We start from the raw sequence: 15,894 nt of genomic DNA, 5'->3' as shown, positions 1-15,894 counted from the left end.
CCATTTGATAATCGCTTGCATTTTCACGTCAAGCTCGGACATACCCGGTCACAACTGCGCGACCTGAGGATAGGCATGAAATTTCTGTGTACTGGCATTGAGCTGGCCGACGCCAGCAGCCGTGGATTCGAACTCGACGGGCAAAAGCTGTTCGCCGTGCGTCGGGGCGGCCAGGTTTATGTCTATATCAATCGTTGCCCGCACCGCGGTGTCGGGCTCGAGTGGACTCCTGACCAGTTTCTCGACCCGAGCAACAGCCTGATCCAGTGCGCGACCCACGGCGCTCTGTTTTTGATCGAGGACGGCGAATGCGTGTCCGGCCCCTGCGCGGGACAGTCGCTGACCCGCGTCAATTGCCGCGAAGACGCACAGGGAATCTGGGTCAGCCTTTAACCGCCGAGCAACACTTCCAGGCGTCGATCCACCACCATTTCTTCATGGGTCAGGCGCACGCCATAGGCCAGCACCTCAACCCCACACGCCACCGCCTCACGCAGGGCCTGTGCGTAGACCGGATCGATTTCTTCGGCAGGACGCACAGCGTCGACCCCGGTCAGGTTCACGCAGTACAACTGCACCGCACGAATCCCGTCCCGCGCCAGATGCGCCAACTCCCGCAGGTGCTTGGCCCCGCGCTGGGTCACCGCATCGGGAAACGCTGCCACCGCGATGCCGTCAAACCCCAGCGTGACACTTTTGACTTCCACATAGGCTGGGCCATCGGGGTATTCGAGACGAAAATCGATCCGGCTCTTTTCTTGACCGTAGGCCACTTCGCGCTTGAGTTGGGTAAAGCCGTTTAGCTCAGTAATCACCCCAGCCAATAATGCTTCCTCGATCAAAGCGTTGGCCCGACCGGTATTGACGCAAAAGTGACGGCCGTGCGGCGTCTCGCCGATTTCCCAAGTGCCGGGCAACTTGCGCTTAGGGTCGTTGGAGCGGCTGAACCAGACCTGCCCTCCTTCGACCTGACAATTGAGCATCGATCCGGTGTTGGGGCAGTGAATGGTCAGCAACTCACCGGTAACGGTTTCGATATCGGCGAGAAAACGCTTGTAACGACGGATCAGCCGACCTTCTTCGAGGGGAGGATGAAAGCGCATCAGCCTTGCCAGCTCCGCAGACCACGCGCGATACGCTCCACCGCTTCCTGCAAGCGTTCGAGGTTTTGCGTGTAGGCAAAACGCACATGGTGCCCGGCCTGATAACGCCCGAAGTCCAATCCTGGCGTGAACGCCACGTGCTCGGTTTCGAGGAAGTGCCGGCAAAACGCGAAGGCATCACCGCCGAACTTGCTGATATCGGCGTACAAATAGAACGCGCCCTCGGGCTCGACGGCGATCCCGAAGCCCAATTCGCGCAGGGCTGGCAACAGGAAATCCCGACGACGACCGAACTCGGCGCGACGTTCTTCGAGAATGCTAATGGTTGCGGGTTCAAAGCAGGCCAGGGCAGCGTGCTGAGCCATGCTCGGGGCGCTTATGTAGAGATTCTGCGCGAGTTTCTCCAGTTCACCGACTGCCGCTTCCGGCGCCACCAGCCAGCCGAGTCGCCAACCGGTCATGCCGAAATACTTGGAAAAACTATTCAGCACAAAGGCGCTGTCATCGACTTCCAGCACGCTGGCCGCATCGGTGCCGTAGGTCAGGCCGTGGTAGATCTCGTCCACCACCAGATGACCATGGCGTTCCTTGATCGCACGGGACAGCCCGGCCAACTCATCACGGGTCAGGATCGTCCCCGTCGGATTGGCCGGCGACGCGACCAACGCACCCACGCTGTCGTGGTCCCAATACCGCTCGACCAGATCCGGCGTCAGTTGATAACGCACATCCGGACCTACAGGAACAAGCTGCGCAGCGCCTTCCACCAAGCGCAGGAAATGCCGGTTGCACGGGTAACCCGGATCCGCCAGCAGCCAGTGCTTGCCCGGATCCACCAGCAAGGCGCTGGCCAGCAGCAGCGCGCCGGAACCGCCCGGCGTGATGAGGATGCGACGCGGGTCGATGTTCAGCCCATAACGCTGCTGATAAAAGCCCGAAATGGCCTCACGCAGCTCGGGAATTCCGCGCGCGGCGGTGTAGCGCGTCTTCCCCGCCGTCAATGCCGCCTGACCGGCACGGATGATCGGTTCGGCGGTGGTGAAGTCCGGTTCGCCGATTTCCAGGTGAATCACATCGTGACCGGCGGCCTGTAATTCATTGGCCCGCGCCAGCAACGCCATGACATGAAAAGGTTCGATCGCGCGACTGCGGGCACTGTAGGACTGAGCCATTGGCCTTCCTTCAACGGGGAAAAGAACCGATTCTACCCAAGCGCAGGAACGAGCGAGAACCTAAAGCGGTCAGAGGCCATAAGACCCCGGCCACAAACGACTCAAGCGAGTGCCCAAGGTTTGACTAAAATCATTAATTGAGCAGGGCTCCACCCCCACCAGACAGCGCTTTGCCACCATCTGCGAGCGCCTCAGGCCGCAACCTCGACATCCGGGAGTAGCGCGCTCTGATTTGATCTGGTAAGTTCGCCCGCTTGCAGCCGCAGGGCCGGCAGGTGTCGGTGATGGAGCAATCCTGCGCAGATGGATTACAAGAGTAGAGGCGGTCTATTTCATGTCCACCCAAGCAAAGCAACAGGCAACCCCGTCGATCAGCGGCTTCGAACCCTACAAAGAAGTGAAGGGCGAGGAGTACATGGGCAAGCCCATGCGCGCGCACTTCACCAAGGTCCTGAACAAGTGGAAACAGGACTTGATGCAGGAAGTCGACCGTACGGTTGATCACATGAAGGACGAAGCAGCCAACTTCCCGGACCCGGCCGACCGTGCCAGCCAGGAAGAAGAGTTCGCCCTCGAACTGCGGGCCCGCGATCGTGAGCGCAAGTTGATCAAAAAGATCGACAAGACGCTGCAATTGATCGAAGACGAAGAATATGGCTGGTGCGAGTCCTGCGGCGTCGAGATCGGCGTCAAGCGTCTGGAAGCCCGCCCTACCGCCGACATGTGCGTTGACTGCAAGACCCTGGCGGAAATCAAGGAAAAGCAAGTCGGCAAATAATTGCGACTTGAACGAAGAACGGAGCGTGCGAACGCTCCGTTTTTGTTTCTGATGTTTTTTTGGCTTTAAATGCATTCATGACCGCCATCACCTCCCCCACCTACATCGGGCGCTTCGCCCCTACGCCCAGTGGCCATTTGCATTTCGGTTCGCTGGTCGCCGCATTGGCTTCGTACCTCGACGCGCGCTCGGTGGGCGGCCGTTGGCTGATGCGCATGGAAGACCTTGACCCGCCCCGTGAAGAACCCGGCGCCCAAGCCGCGATCCTCAAGGCGCTGGAAAGCTATGGTTTCGAGTGGGATGGCGAAATGGTTCGCCAAAGCGACCGCCATGATGCCTACGCTGAAGTACTCAATCGCCTGTTCAATCACGGCTTGGCTTACGCGTGCACGTGCTCGCGCAAGCAACTGGAGCCGTATCACGGCATTTATCCGGGACTCTGCCGCAATGCCGGGCACGGCACCGAAGACGCCGCCATCCGCGTGCGCGTCCCCGAACTGGACTACCACTTCATCGACCGCGTGCAGGGTGAATTCCATCAACACCTGGGCCGGGATGTCGGTGATTTCGTGATTCGCCGCCGCGACGGGCTCTACGCCTATCAACTGGCGGTGGTGCTGGACGATGCCTGGCAAGGCATCACCGACATCGTGCGCGGCGCCGACCTGATCGATTCCACGCCACGCCAGCTCTACTTGCAGGAGCTGCTTGGCCTGCGGCAACCGCGTTACTTGCACATCCCGCTGATTACCCAGCCCGATGGCAACAAACTCGGCAAGTCCTACCGTTCGCCACCGCTGACCGAAGATCAGGCCACGCCTTTGCTGCTGCGGGCCTTGCGTGCGCTGGGACAAAATCCCGGCACCGAACTGGCTTACGCCACGCCACGGGAAGTGCTGGATTGGGGCATCGCCCACTGGGACGCCCTGCTGATCCCGCGCGCACTCAGCCTGCCCGAGGCGCAGCTACAGTGATCGTGCTTGCAGTGGCGCGCCCATCCGTTACCATCGCCGCACGTTTTCGGGCACCCGCATAAAAAAGAGAGGCCGGGATGTACATCTATCGCTTGGTCCTGCTCCTGGTAGTGGGGATTTATCTGTTTTCCCCGGCCATCATGGATTGGTGGATCGACGCCACTGGCGCTTGGTATCGCCCGTATCTGCTCTGGCTGATCCTGATCGTCGTGACCTTCATCCTGCAGAGCCAAAAAGATGCCGATGAGCTTTAGCCTGACCCAGATGATCCTGATCAGCGCCGCGTACCTGGCGGTGCTGTTCGGTGTGGCCTGGATCAGTGAACGGGGCATGATCCCCCGGGCGATCATTCGCCACCCGCTCACCTACACCCTGTCGCTGGGCGTCTATGCCAGTGCCTGGGCGTTTTATGGCACCGTGGGCCTGGCGTATCAGTACGGTTATGGCTTCCTGTCCAGCTACCTCGGTGTGTCCGGCGCTTTCCTGCTGGCACCGGTGTTGCTGTATCCGATCCTGAAGATCACCCGCACTTATCAGCTGTCGTCCCTGGCCGACCTGTTCGCGTTTCGCTTCCGCAGCACCTGGGCCGGTGCGCTGACCACGATTTTCATGCTGATCGGTGTGTTGCCGCTTCTGGCCCTGCAGATTCAGGCGGTGGCCGATTCCATCGGCATCCTCACCCGCGAGCCGGTGCAGCATCGCGTGGCCCTGAGTTTCTGCGCCCTGATCACGCTGTTCACGATTTTCTTCGGCTCCCGGCACATCGCTACCCGCGAGAAGCATGAAGGGCTGGTGTTCGCGATTGCCTTCGAGTCGGTCATCAAGTTGATCGCCCTCGGCGGCGTCGGACTCTATGCGTTGTATGGCGTATTCGACGGCCCGCAACAGCTGGAACTGTGGCTGCTGCAAAACCAGACCGCCCTCGCCGCCCTGCACACGCCATTGCAGGAAGGCCCATGGCGCACGCTGCTGTTGGTGTTCTTCGCCTCGGCGATCGTGATGCCGCACATGTACCACATGACCTTCACCGAAAACCTCAACCCGCGCTCGCTGGTCAGCGCGAGCTGGGGTCTGCCGCTGTTCCTGCTGCTGATGAGCCTGGCGGTGCCGCTGATTCTCTGGGCCGGGCTGAAACTCGGCGCCACGACCAACCCGGAATATTTCACGCTGGGCATCGGCATCGCGGCCAACAGCAAGGCTTTGGCGCTGCTGGCGTACGTCGGCGGATTGTCCGCTGCCAGTGGCCTGATCATCGTCACCACCCTGGCGCTGTCAGGCATGGCACTCAACCATTTGGTGTTGCCGCTTTATCAGCCTCCGGCGGAAGGCAACATCTACCGCTGGCTGAAATGGACACGCCGGGCGCTGATCGTCGCGATCATCATGGCCGGTTATGGTTTCTACCTGTTGCTGGGCGCCGAGCAGGACCTGGCCAACCTCGGCATCGTCGCGTTTGTGGCCACGCTGCAATTCCTGCCGGGCGTGCTGTCGGTTCTATACTGGCCGACCGCCAACCGCCGCGGCTTCATCGCCGGTTTGCTGGCGGGGATTCTGGTGTGGCTGGTGACCATGCTGCTGCCGCTGGTCGGCAACCTGCAGGGCTTCTACATTCCGCTGTTAAACATGATCTACGTGCTGGACGACACCAGTTGGCACATGGCCGCGATCGCCTCGCTGGCCGCCAACGTACTGATGTTCACCCTGATCTCGCTGTTCACCAACGCCAGCACCGAAGAGGCCAGCGCCGCCGAAGCCTGCGCCGTGGACAATGTGCGTCGCCCGCAACGCCGCGAACTGCATGCCGCCTCGCCGCAGGAATTTGCCACGCAACTGGCCAAACCGTTGGGCGCAAAAGCAGCGCAGAAAGAAGTCGAACAAGCCCTGCGCGACCTTTACCTGCCTTTCGACGAGCGCCGACCGTATGCCTTGCGACGTTTGCGTGACCGCATCGAAGCCAACCTCTCTGGCCTGATGGGCCCGAGCGTGGCCCAGGACATGGTCGAGACGTTCCTGCCCTATAAGGCCGGCGGCGAAAACTATGTCACCGAAGACATCCACTTCATCGAAAGCCGTCTCGAGGACTATCACTCGCGCCTGACCGGGCTGGCTGCTGAACTCGATGCCCTGCGCCGCTATCACCGCCAGACCCTGCAAGAGTTGCCGATGGGCGTTTGCTCACTGGCCAAGGATCAGGAAATCCTCATGTGGAACAAAGCCATGGAGGAGCTGACCGGGATCGCCGCGCAGCGTGTGGTCGGTTCGCGCCTGAGCACCATCGCCGATCCTTGGAAAGAACTGCTGCAAGGCTTCATCAACGTTCCGGACGAACACTTGCACAAGCAGCACCTGGCCCTCGACGGTCAGACCCGCTGGCTGAACCTGCACAAAGCGGCCATCGACGAACCGCTCGCGCCGGGCAACAGTGGCCTGGTGTTGCTGGTGGAAGACCTGACCGAAACGCAGATGCTCGAAGACAAACTGGTGCACTCCGAGCGTCTGGCCAGCATTGGTCGACTGGCCGCCGGCGTGGCCCATGAAATCGGTAACCCGATCACCGGTATCGCCTGTCTCGCGCAGAACCTGCGCGAAGAGCGCGAGGAGGACGGCGAGCTCAAGGAAATCAGCGGGCAGATCCTCGAACAGACCAAACGCGTGTCGCGCATCGTGCAATCGCTGATGAGCTTCGCCCATGCGGGTAGCCACCAACACAGCGACGAGCCCGTCTGTCTGGCTGAGGTCGCCCAGGACGCCATCGGCCTGCTGGCCCTGAACCGACGCAATTTCGAAGTGCAGTTCTACAACCTGTGCGACCCCGAACACTGGGTCGAAGGCGACCCGCAACGGCTCGCCCAGGTTTTGATCAACCTGCTCTCAAACGCCCGCGACGCCTCGCCTCCCGGCAGCGCGGTGCGAGTCAAGAGCGAAGCCGGCGAACACACGGTCGACCTGATCGTGGAAGACGAAGGCAGCGGTATTCCGAAGAACATCATGGATAGATTGTTCGAACCTTTCTTCACCACCAAGGACCCGGGTGAAGGTACCGGTCTGGGCCTTGCACTGGTCTATTCCATCGTTGAAGAGCATTATGGACAAATCACCATCGACAGCCCGGCTGATGTTCAGAGCCAACGCGGCACCCGTATCCGGGTGACATTACCGCGTCATGTCGAAGCGACGTCCGCTGTGAACTGAGACCGTCGAGAGTATCGAATCAATGCCGCACATTTTGATCGTCGAAGACGAAACAATTATCCGCTCCGCCTTGCGCCGCCTGCTGGAACGCAACCAGTACCAGGTCAGCGAAGCCGGTTCAGTGCAGGAAGCACAAGAACGCTTCACCATTCCCACGTTCGACCTGATCGTCAGTGACCTGCGTCTGCCGGGCGCTCCGGGCACCGAGTTGATCAAACTCGGCCAGGGCACTCCGGTGCTGATCATGACCAGTTACGCCAGCCTGCGCTCGGCGGTCGACTCGATGAAGATGGGCGCGGTGGATTACATCGCCAAGCCTTTCGACCACGACGAAATGCTCCAGGCCGTCGCGCGTATTCTGCGTGACCGCCAATCGGCGCAAGCCAGCGGTGAACCGGTTGCCGGCAAAGCCAGCAATGGCGCGGCCAAACCGGGCATCGATAACAGCAACGGTGAGATCGGCATCATCGGCTCGTGCCCACCGATGCAGGATCTGTACAGCAAGATCCGCAAGGTTGCACCAACCGACTCCAATGTCCTGATCCAGGGCGAATCCGGCACCGGTAAAGAACTGGTGGCCCGCGCCCTGCACAACCTGTCCAAACGCGCGAAGGCGCCGATGATCTCGGTGAACTGCGCGGCCATTCCGGAAAGCCTGATCGAGTCCGAACTGTTCGGTCACGAAAAAGGTGCGTTCACTGGCGCCAGCGCCGGGCGCGCAGGTCTGGTGGAAGCAGCCGATGGCGGCACTCTGTTCCTCGATGAAATCGGCGAACTGCCGCTGGAAGCCCAGGCACGTCTGCTGCGTGTGCTTCAGGAAGGCGAAATTCGCCGGGTTGGTTCGGTCCAGTCGCAGAAAGTCGATGTGCGCCTGATCGCCGCGACCCACCGGGACCTCAAGAGCCTGGCGAAGATCGGCCAGTTCCGTGAGGACTTGTACTACCGCCTCCACGTGATCGCCCTGAAGCTGCCGGCCCTGCGCGAGCGCGGTGCCGACGTCAACGAAATCGCCAATGCGTTCCTGGCGCGACAGAGCGCGCGGATCAACCGCACCGACCTGAAATTCGCCCCGGACGCGGAACAAGCCATTCGTCATTACTCCTGGCCCGGCAACGTTCGTGAGCTGGAAAACGCCGTCGAGCGCGCCGTGATCCTGAGCGAGAGCCCGGAGATTTCCGCCGAGCTGCTGGGTATCGACATCGAGCTGGGTGATCTGGACGACGACGAGTTCATCGGCCTGCCCCCGCAACAGGGCAACGGCAACGCCAGTAACAACAACCACGAACCGACCGAAGACCTGTCCCTGGAAGACTACTTCCAGCACTTCGTGCTCGAGCATCAGGACCACATGACCGAAACCGAGCTGGCGCGCAAACTCGGGGTCAGCCGCAAGTGCCTGTGGGAACGCCGTCAACGCCTGGGCATTCCACGGCGCAAGACCGGGGTGGCCAGCGAGAGCTGAACCGCAGCTGTCTGATGTGCGGGTAACACGTGACTTGTTGAAAAAACTGTTACCTCAGCTTTTTCACGTAACAGAAGCCGGGGCTTACGGTAACGAAGCCCCGGCTTTTTTTCGCCTGCACAAACCCCGTCAGCACGCCCAACCCCTTGTTTTACTGGGGTTCGCAAAAGTTGGCACGCACCCTGCTATATGTTTGGTACAAGAACAATAACAAGCAATGTACAAGACAATAAAAATAAGACGAATCGACTCACGCACAATAAAAACAAGACGGCGAGAGGCGCAGCTAACTGATTCTTTTGGAGAGGCGTTGTATTTGGGGCTTGCCCCACGACCAGGCCGAGAACAACAAAAAACTGTCTTAAGACAGAGCCTGTACTGGTTGGATCGAAAGATCACTGCAATTCAGCGACCAAAGCAATCCGTTTGCTCTTGGCTCCCGATTGGGAGGGTCATGAAGGAAAGCTTCATGGCGAGGGCACTCAACAAAAACAAGAAGCCCGAAACCAATAACAAAAATAGAGCATGCAACTACTTCTTGGGGAGCTTCGGCTCCCCTTGTAGTTTCTGCGATTCGAGAAACCCTGCAAAACTGCCCGCTTTCAGCTGTAAGCATGCGCCTTACAGCTCATATCTGCTGCGTCCTACACCATCCCCCGACTAAATGCTAGAATCCCCGCCCATCATGCGGTCATTCTTTGTTTTGGCCGAACATTCCTTCAAACAGTGCATCCCATGCTGAAGAAGCTGTTCCAGTCATTCCGTACTCCCCTGCGTCGTACGCAACACATTCGCAGCACGCCTGAAGTGCTCAACAGCGGCCAACACTCGCTGCAAAAGGCTCAATTCAGCCGTTACGCGGTGAACATCGTCGAACGCCTGCAGGGCGCCGGCTACCAGGCCTACCTGGTCGGCGGTTGCGTGCGTGACATGCTGCTCGGCATCACGCCGAAAGACTTCGACGTCGCCACCAGCGCCACACCCGAGCAAGTCCGGGCCGAATTCCGCAACGCGCGAATCATCGGTCGACGTTTCAAACTGGTGCACATCCACTTCGGCCGCGAAATCATCGAAGTCGCCACCTTCCGCGCCAATCACCCGCAAAACGATGAAGAGGAAGACAACAACCAATCCTCACGCAACGAAAGCGGGCGCATCCTGCGCGATAACGTCTACGGCACCCTGGAAGAAGACGCGCAACGCCGCGACTTCACCATCAACGCCCTGTATTACGATCCGGTCAGCGAGCGCATCCTCGACTACGCCAACGGCGTACACGACATCCGCAATCAGCTGATTCGCCTGATCGGCGATCCGAAGCAGCGCTACCAGGAAGACCCGGTCCGGATGCTGCGCGCGGTGCGTTTCGCCGCCAAGCTGAATTTCGGCATCGAAAAGCACAGCGCCCTGCCGATCCGCGACCTGGCAAAGACGCTGCGCGATATCCCGGCGGCCCGTCTGTTCGAAGAAGTACTCAAGCTGTTCCTCTCCGGCCATGCCGCGGACACCTTCGAGATGCTGGTCGACCTGCAACTGTTCGATCCGTTGTTCCCGGCCAGTGCCGAGGCGCTGGAATACAACCCGACCTACACCCACACCTTGATCAGCGAAGCACTGATCAACACCGATCTGCGCATCAAGCAGAACAAACCGGTGACCCCCGCGTTCCTGTTCGCGGCCCTGCTGTGGCCTGCCCTGCCGGCGCGCGTATTGCGCCTGCAAGAGCGTGGCATGCCGCCGATTCCGGCGATGCAGGAAGCGGCTCACGAGCTGATTGCCGAACAGTGCCAGCGCATCGCAATTCCAAAACGCTTCACCATGCCGATCCGTGAGATCTGGGACATGCAGGAGCGCCTGCCTCGTCGCAGCGGCAAACGTGCCGACCTGTTGCTGGACAACCCGCGATTCCGCGCCGGCTACGACTTCCTGCTGCTGCGTGAAAGCGCGGGCGAGCAGACCGATGGCCTGGGCGAATGGTGGACGGACTATCAGGACGCCAACGAAAGCGAGCGTCGTGACATGATCCGCGACCTCAGCGGCAAGGACGAAGGCACCGGCGCACCGCGCAAACGTCGTCGTAGCGGCGGTTCCAAGCGCAAGCGCACCGCCGGCGTTTCGAGCACCACAGACGAGTAATCCATGGAACGCATCTACATCGGCATGGGCAGCAACCTGGCCGACCCTGCCGAACAATTGCGCAGCGCCGTCGAAGCGCTGGCGCAGTTACCGCAATCGGCGCTGGTCGGGGTTTCCGCCTTTTATCAAAGCGACTCGCTGCTCCCCGGCCAACCGCGTTACACCAACGCGGTTGCTGCTATCGACAGCACCCTCGCCCCGCTGGACCTGCTCGATGCACTGCAAGCCATCGAAAACGGTCAGGGCCGTGAGCGCCTGGAGCGCTGGGGGCCGCGTACGCTGGACCTCGACATCCTGCTGTTCGGCGACCGATTGATCGACGAGCCGCGGCTCAAAGTCCCGCATTACCACATGCAAGAGCGAGCCTTCGTGCTGTATCCGTTGGCCGAGCTTGCGCCTGCGGATCTGCGTTTGGCCGATGGGCGTACGCTGACCGAACTGCTCAAGGCCTGCCCGTTCGTCGGCCTCGAACGCCTGACTCCGAGCTAACACTGCCCCCTGTAGGAGCAAAGCTTGCTCGCGATGACGGACTCACATCTGACATCTACATCAGCTGGCACACCGCTTTCGCGAGCAAGCTTTGCTCCTACAGAAATTACCTACGCCGAGCAGCACCACAGCAGCCAGCCTGCTGAATCGCATCAGTCCCCTTCGGTAACACCCCACCCGTAACAATGCGGTAACACACCCGATTGACTTCCCGAGTTCTCCTCACGACTATAGGCGTCCCGCTGCCGCCAACACGGCACACAAGGGCGCAATCCAGGCCTTATAAGCACGACAGAAGACCGTGCGCCTGAGTAGATGACGAATCACGCGCGTTACTCGCAGTAGTTTCCATAGCGCCTGAACGAGGATTTTTTGACATGCCAGCCATCACCCTGACCACGCTCCAGAGCCTCAAGCAGAAAGGTGAAAAAATCACCATGCTGACCTGCTATGACGCGACCTTCGCCCACGCCTGCAACCAGGCTGGCGTCGAAGTGCTGCTGGTGGGCGACTCCCTCGGCATGGTTTTGCAAGGTCACGACAGCACCCTGCCAGTCACCACCGCTGAAATGGCTTACCACGTCGCCGCCGTCAAACGCGGTAACAGCGATGCGTTGATTCTCGCCGACCTGCCATTCATGGCCTACGCCACCACCGAACAAGCCATGAGCAACAGCGCCCTGTTGATGCAGGCCGGTGCGCACATGGTCAAGGTCGAAGGTGCCTTGTGGCTGGCGGACTCGATTCGCCTGCTCGCCGAACGTGGCATTCCGGTGTGCGCGCACATGGGCCTGACGCCGCAATCGGTGAACATCCTCGGCGGCTATAAAGTCCAGGGACGTAACGAAAACCAGGCGCGGCAGATGCGCGCCGATGCGATTTCGCTGGAACAGGCCGGTGCGGCGATGCTGCTGCTCGAATGCGTGCCAAGCGAACTGGCCGAAGAAATCACCCAGGCTGTGGGCATTCCGGTGATCGGTATCGGCGCTGGTCATCGCACCGACGGCCAGGTACTGGTGCTGCACGACATGCTGGGCCTGTCCATCACCGGCCGAGTACCGAAATTCGTGAAGAATTTCATGGCCGGCCAGGAAAGCATTCACGCGGCCCTGAGCGCCTACGTCACTGAAGTCAAAGCGGCGACTTTCCCTGGCATCGAACACGGATTTTCTGCATGAACACCGTAAAAACCGTACGCGAACTGCGCGCCGCCGTGGCCCGCGCCCGCAGCGAAGGCAAGCGCATCGGCTTCGTGCCGACCATGGGCAACCTGCACAGCGGCCATGTCGCGCTGATTACCAAGGCCACCCAACGGGTGGATTTCGTGGTCGCGAGCATTTTCGTCAACCCGCTGCAATTCGGCGCCGGCGAAGACCTCGACAAATACCCGCGCACCCTCACGGCCGACCAGGAAAAACTGCTCGAAGCCGGTTGCGATCTGCTGTTCGCGCCCGCCGTTGAAGAGATGTACCCCGACGGCATGGCCGGCCAGACTCGCGTCAGCGTGCCGCAATTGTCCGAAGGCCTGTGCGGCGCCAGCCGTCCGGGGCATTTCGAGGGTGTGGCGACGGTGGTCAGCAAGCTGTTCAACATGGTCCAGCCGGACCTGGCGATTTTCGGCCAGAAGGATTTCCAGCAACTGGCGGTGATCCGCGCACTGGTCCACGACCTGAACATGCCGATCCAGATCATCGGCGAGCCGACCGTTCGCGCGGCCGATGGCCTGGCGTTGTCGTCGCGCAATGGTTTCCTCAGCGAAGAACAGCGGGCCGTGGCGCCGATTGTGTATCGCACGCTGAGCGAAATTGCCGAGTCGATCAAGCAGGGTGAGCGGGATTTCCCGGCACTGATCAACGCGCAAATCAAACAGCTCGAAGCGGTTGGCTTGCGTGCGGACTACCTGGAAATTCGCCACGCGCTGACCTTGCGCCCGGCGACGGCGGAAGATCTGGACCTGGTAATTCTGGTGGCGGCGTTCCTCGGCACGACCCGGTTGATCGACAACCTGCACCTGAATCTCGATACACCCGCCTAATCCCCACCCACCCTCCTGTAGGAGCCGAGCTTGCTCGCGATAGCGGACTGACAGCCAATACTAATATTGAATGTCACGCACTCATCGCGAGCAAGCTCGGCTCCTACAGAGTAAAAACACGACCTTGGAAAAACACTCATGCACGCCATCATGCTCAAAGCCAAGCTGCATCGCGCCGAAGTCACCCACGCTGTACTCGATTACGAAGGTTCTTGCGCCATCGACGGTGAATGGCTGGACCTGTCCGGTATCCGTGAGTACGAGCAGATCCAGATCTACAACGTCGACAATGGCGAGCGCTTCACCACCTACGCCATCCGTGGCGAAGAAGGTTCGCGCATGATCTCGGTCAACGGTGCCGCCGCACACAAGGCCAAGGTCGGCGATCGCGTGATCATCTGTGCTTACGCTCATTACAGCGAAGCCGAACTGCTCAACTTCAAGCCGCGCATGCTTTACATGGCGCCGGGCAACGAACTGAGCCACACCAGCAATGCCATTCCGGTCCAGGTCGCCTGATCGAAGCCTGTCTTGCTTCCGTTTGTCGGACTGTTCCTAACCTGGATGTTAAAAAAGTACCGGAAACAGGTCAGACAAAGTCAAGACAGATCATTGCGCGGGGTTTACTGTATTCGCCCTGCGCCATGAATTCGTGTCGACGCAGTTGACCGGGACGCCCATCCATAGCGCTCCGGGATTTTTAGTGTTCAAAAGGCCGTTCAAGTAAAAAGGAAACCCGCAGCGATGGCGTATTACCGCACTCCTCACGACGTGACCGCTCTGCCCGCCTGGCAAGCGTTGAATGACCACCGCCAAGCCATGCAGGATTTCAGCATGCGCGAGGCCTTCAATGCCGACCCGCAGCGCTTTACCCAATTCACCCTCAGCAGCTGCGGCCTGTTTCTCGACTATTCGAAGAACCTGATCAACGCCGAGACCCGCAATCTGCTGGTGGGCCTGGCCAATGAAGTCGACCTCCAGGGCGCGATCAAATCGCTGTTCGACGGCGAGATCGTCAACGCCTCCGAAGGTCGCCCGGCCTTGCACACCGCCCTGCGCCGCCCGGTCGGCGACAAGCTGTCGGTCAATGGCGTCAACGTGATGCCGGAAGTGCACAAGGTGCTGAACCAGATCACCGACCTCGTGGGCCGCATCCACGATGGTCTGTGGCGTGGCTACACCGAGAAGCCGATCACCGACGTGGTGAATATCGGTATCGGTGGCTCGTTCCTCGGCCCTGAGCTGGTTTCCGAAGCACTGCTGTCGTACGCCCAGAAAGGCGTGCGCTGCCACTATCTGGCGAACATCGACGGCAGTGAATTCCACGAGCTGACCATGAAGCTGCGTGCCGAGACCACGCTGTTCATCGTCTCATCGAAATCCTTCAACACCCTCGAAACCCTGAAAAACGCCCAGGCCGCCCGTGCCTGGTATCTGGCTCAGGGTGGTTCGGAAGCCGAGCTGTACCGTCACTTCATCGCGGTATCGAGCAACAACGCCGCCGCCGTGGCCTTCGGCATCCGTGAAGAAAACATCTTCCCGATGTGGGACTGGGTCGGCGGGCGTTACTCGCTGTGGTCGGCCATCGGTTTGCCGATTGCCCTGGCCATCGGCATGTCGAACTTCAAGGAGCTGCTGTCCGGTGCCTACACCATGGACCAGCACTTCCAGAGCGCACCGTTCGAACAGAACATGCCAGTGCTGCTGGCCTTGCTCGGCGTGTGGTACGGCAACTTCTGGGGCGCGCAGAGCCACGCGATCCTGCCGTACGACCACTACCTGCGAAACATCACCAAGCACTTGCAACAGCTGGACATGGAATCCAACGGCAAGAGCGTTCGTCAGGACGGCACCGCGGTGTCCACCGACACCGGTCCAGTGATCTGGGGTGGCGTAGGCTGCAACGGTCAGCACGCCTATCACCAGTTGCTGCACCAAGGCACCCAACTGATTCCGGCCGATTTCATCGTGCCGATCGTCAGCTTCAACCCGGTGTCCGACCACCACCAGTGGCTGTACGCCAACTGCCTGTCACAGAGCCAGGCGCTGATGCTCGGCAAGACCCTTGCCGAAGCTGAAACCGAACTGCGCGACAAAGGCATGAGCGAAGCCGAAGTGCATAAACTCGCGCCGCACAAGGTGATCCCGGGCAACCGTCCGAGCAACACCCTGGTGGTCGAACGCATCAGCCCGCGCCGCCTCGGTGCACTGGTGGCGATGTACGAACACAAAGTCTTCGTGCAAAGCGTCATCTGGGGCATCAACGCCTTCGATCAGTGGGGCGTGGAGCTGGGCAAGGAGCTGGGCAAAGGCGTCTACAACCGCCTGGTCGGCAGCGAGGAAACCCCGGCTGACGACGCGTCCACCCAAGGACTGATCAACTACTTCCGTGGTCGTCACCGCGGGTGATAGGCTGAAGGGGCGGTTTGCCCGCCCCTTTAACTTGCAGCATCGACAGTTCTACGGCACCGGGTTTACTGCAAAATCGGTGGCGTGCGCTATCACTGTAGGAGCTGCCGAAGGCTGCGATCTTTTGATCTTCAAAGCAAAGTC

At 60.3% G+C, this 15,894-nt stretch carries 14 protein-coding genes; 12 read left to right on the top strand and 2 right to left on the bottom strand.

Features of this window, described 5'->3' with window-relative positions:
- The first annotated feature begins 75 nt into the window (after positions 1-75).
- Positions 76-393 (top strand): Rieske (2Fe-2S) protein, encoded by a 318-nt coding sequence (locus ACW9JC_RS14285; RefSeq protein ID WP_457455536.1) that lies wholly within the window; start codon positions 76-78, stop codon positions 391-393.
- On the opposite strand, the gene sfsA is transcribed toward ACW9JC_RS14285, so the two are convergent.
- Together sfsA and ACW9JC_RS14275 are read right to left on the bottom strand one after the other, a co-directional pair.
- A complete protein-coding gene (gene sfsA / locus ACW9JC_RS14280) occupies positions 390-1,103 on the bottom strand; it encodes a DNA/RNA nuclease SfsA (RefSeq protein ID WP_457455534.1) in 714 nt (237 codons plus the stop codon). The two genes, ACW9JC_RS14285 and sfsA, sit on opposite strands and share 4 nt — an antisense overlap.
- Positions 1,103-2,275: a pyridoxal phosphate-dependent aminotransferase gene (locus ACW9JC_RS14275; RefSeq protein WP_338583074.1), complete on the bottom strand. Its 1,173-nt coding sequence runs from the start codon at positions 2,273-2,275 to the stop codon at positions 1,103-1,105. Before ACW9JC_RS14275 ends, sfsA begins: the two co-directional genes overlap by 1 nt.
- A 334-nt stretch (positions 2,276-2,609) precedes the next feature.
- On the opposite strand from ACW9JC_RS14275, the gene dksA reads away from it, so the two are divergent.
- From dksA to pgi, 11 genes are all read left to right on the top strand, one after another.
- A complete protein-coding gene (gene dksA / locus ACW9JC_RS14270) occupies positions 2,610-3,053 on the top strand; it encodes an RNA polymerase-binding protein DksA (RefSeq protein ID WP_338583075.1) in 444 nt (147 codons plus the stop codon).
- Positions 3,054-3,130: 77 nt separating this feature from the next.
- Positions 3,131-4,027 (top strand): tRNA glutamyl-Q(34) synthetase GluQRS, encoded by an 897-nt coding sequence (gene gluQRS / locus ACW9JC_RS14265; protein WP_457455532.1) that lies wholly within the window; start codon positions 3,131-3,133, stop codon positions 4,025-4,027.
- A gap of 77 nt (positions 4,028-4,104) precedes the next feature.
- Positions 4,105-4,281 carry a hypothetical protein gene (locus ACW9JC_RS14260; protein ID WP_003176118.1) on the top strand — a complete coding sequence of 59 codons (177 nt, stop codon included), beginning with the start codon at positions 4,105-4,107 and terminating at the stop codon, positions 4,279-4,281.
- The gene (locus ACW9JC_RS14255; RefSeq protein ID WP_338583077.1) at positions 4,265-7,219 is read left to right on the top strand and encodes a sensor histidine kinase; all 2,955 of its coding nucleotides are present in this window, start codon (positions 4,265-4,267) and stop codon (positions 7,217-7,219) included. Before ACW9JC_RS14260 ends, ACW9JC_RS14255 begins: the two co-directional genes overlap by 17 nt.
- 22 nt (positions 7,220-7,241) lie before the next feature.
- Positions 7,242-8,681, top strand: a complete 1,440-nt coding sequence (locus tag ACW9JC_RS14250; protein WP_338583078.1) for a sigma-54-dependent transcriptional regulator — start codon at positions 7,242-7,244, stop codon at positions 8,679-8,681.
- Between the two features lie 735 nt (positions 8,682-9,416).
- Positions 9,417-10,817, top strand: coding sequence for a polynucleotide adenylyltransferase PcnB (locus ACW9JC_RS14245; RefSeq protein ID WP_457455529.1), 1,401 nt, complete (start codon positions 9,417-9,419; stop codon positions 10,815-10,817).
- 3 nt (positions 10,818-10,820) lie between these two features.
- The gene (folK, locus tag ACW9JC_RS14240; protein ID WP_457455527.1) at positions 10,821-11,306 is read left to right on the top strand and encodes a 2-amino-4-hydroxy-6-hydroxymethyldihydropteridine diphosphokinase; all 486 of its coding nucleotides are present in this window, start codon (positions 10,821-10,823) and stop codon (positions 11,304-11,306) included.
- Between the two features lie 377 nt (positions 11,307-11,683).
- The gene (panB, locus tag ACW9JC_RS14235) at positions 11,684-12,484 is read left to right on the top strand and encodes a 3-methyl-2-oxobutanoate hydroxymethyltransferase (RefSeq protein WP_457455525.1); all 801 of its coding nucleotides are present in this window, start codon (positions 11,684-11,686) and stop codon (positions 12,482-12,484) included.
- Positions 12,481-13,341 carry a pantoate--beta-alanine ligase gene (panC, locus tag ACW9JC_RS14230; protein ID WP_457455523.1) on the top strand — a complete coding sequence of 287 codons (861 nt, stop codon included), beginning with the start codon at positions 12,481-12,483 and terminating at the stop codon, positions 13,339-13,341. The genes panB and panC overlap by 4 nt, the downstream gene beginning before the upstream one ends.
- Positions 13,342-13,479: 138 nt before the next feature.
- Entirely contained in the window at positions 13,480-13,860 is a 381-nt protein-coding gene (panD, locus tag ACW9JC_RS14225; RefSeq protein ID WP_003228271.1) for an aspartate 1-decarboxylase, read from the top strand.
- Positions 13,861-14,085: 225 nt separating this feature from the next.
- Positions 14,086-15,750 (top strand): glucose-6-phosphate isomerase, encoded by a 1,665-nt coding sequence (gene pgi, locus ACW9JC_RS14220; protein ID WP_338583086.1) that lies wholly within the window; start codon positions 14,086-14,088, stop codon positions 15,748-15,750.
- Positions 15,751-15,894 lie beyond the last annotated feature (144 nt).

The organism is Pseudomonas sp. SDO5591_S426 (assembly GCF_054070755.1).
Note: the sequence above shows the minus strand (reverse complement) of the source record. Positions and strands in the feature narration are given on the sequence as shown.

What these genes read in the sequence shown, in the direction of transcription:
- ACW9JC_RS14275 (WP_338583074.1), bottom strand. Translation starts at nt 2,275, where the DNA reads ATGGCTCAGTCCTACAGTGCCCGCAGTCGCGCGATCGAACCTTTTCAT.
- ACW9JC_RS14250 (WP_338583078.1), top strand. Translation starts at nt 7,242, where the DNA reads ATGCCGCACATTTTGATCGTCGAAGACGAAACAATTATCCGCTCCGCC.
- panC (WP_457455523.1), top strand. Translation starts at nt 12,481, where the DNA reads ATGAACACCGTAAAAACCGTACGCGAACTGCGCGCCGCCGTGGCCCGC.
- ACW9JC_RS14245 (WP_457455529.1), top strand. Translation starts at nt 9,417, where the DNA reads ATGCTGAAGAAGCTGTTCCAGTCATTCCGTACTCCCCTGCGTCGTACG.
- ACW9JC_RS14285 (WP_457455536.1), top strand. Translation starts at nt 76, where the DNA reads ATGAAATTTCTGTGTACTGGCATTGAGCTGGCCGACGCCAGCAGCCGT.
- dksA (WP_338583075.1), top strand. Translation starts at nt 2,610, where the DNA reads ATGTCCACCCAAGCAAAGCAACAGGCAACCCCGTCGATCAGCGGCTTC.
- pgi (WP_338583086.1), top strand. Translation starts at nt 14,086, where the DNA reads ATGGCGTATTACCGCACTCCTCACGACGTGACCGCTCTGCCCGCCTGG.
- panD (WP_003228271.1), top strand. Translation starts at nt 13,480, where the DNA reads ATGCACGCCATCATGCTCAAAGCCAAGCTGCATCGCGCCGAAGTCACC.
- gluQRS (WP_457455532.1), top strand. Translation starts at nt 3,131, where the DNA reads ATGACCGCCATCACCTCCCCCACCTACATCGGGCGCTTCGCCCCTACG.
- sfsA (WP_457455534.1), bottom strand. Translation starts at nt 1,103, where the DNA reads ATGCGCTTTCATCCTCCCCTCGAAGAAGGTCGGCTGATCCGTCGTTAC.
- folK (WP_457455527.1), top strand. Translation starts at nt 10,821, where the DNA reads ATGGAACGCATCTACATCGGCATGGGCAGCAACCTGGCCGACCCTGCC.
- ACW9JC_RS14255 (WP_338583077.1), top strand. Translation starts at nt 4,265, where the DNA reads ATGCCGATGAGCTTTAGCCTGACCCAGATGATCCTGATCAGCGCCGCG.
- panB (WP_457455525.1), top strand. Translation starts at nt 11,684, where the DNA reads ATGCCAGCCATCACCCTGACCACGCTCCAGAGCCTCAAGCAGAAAGGT.
- ACW9JC_RS14260 (WP_003176118.1), top strand. Translation starts at nt 4,105, where the DNA reads ATGTACATCTATCGCTTGGTCCTGCTCCTGGTAGTGGGGATTTATCTG.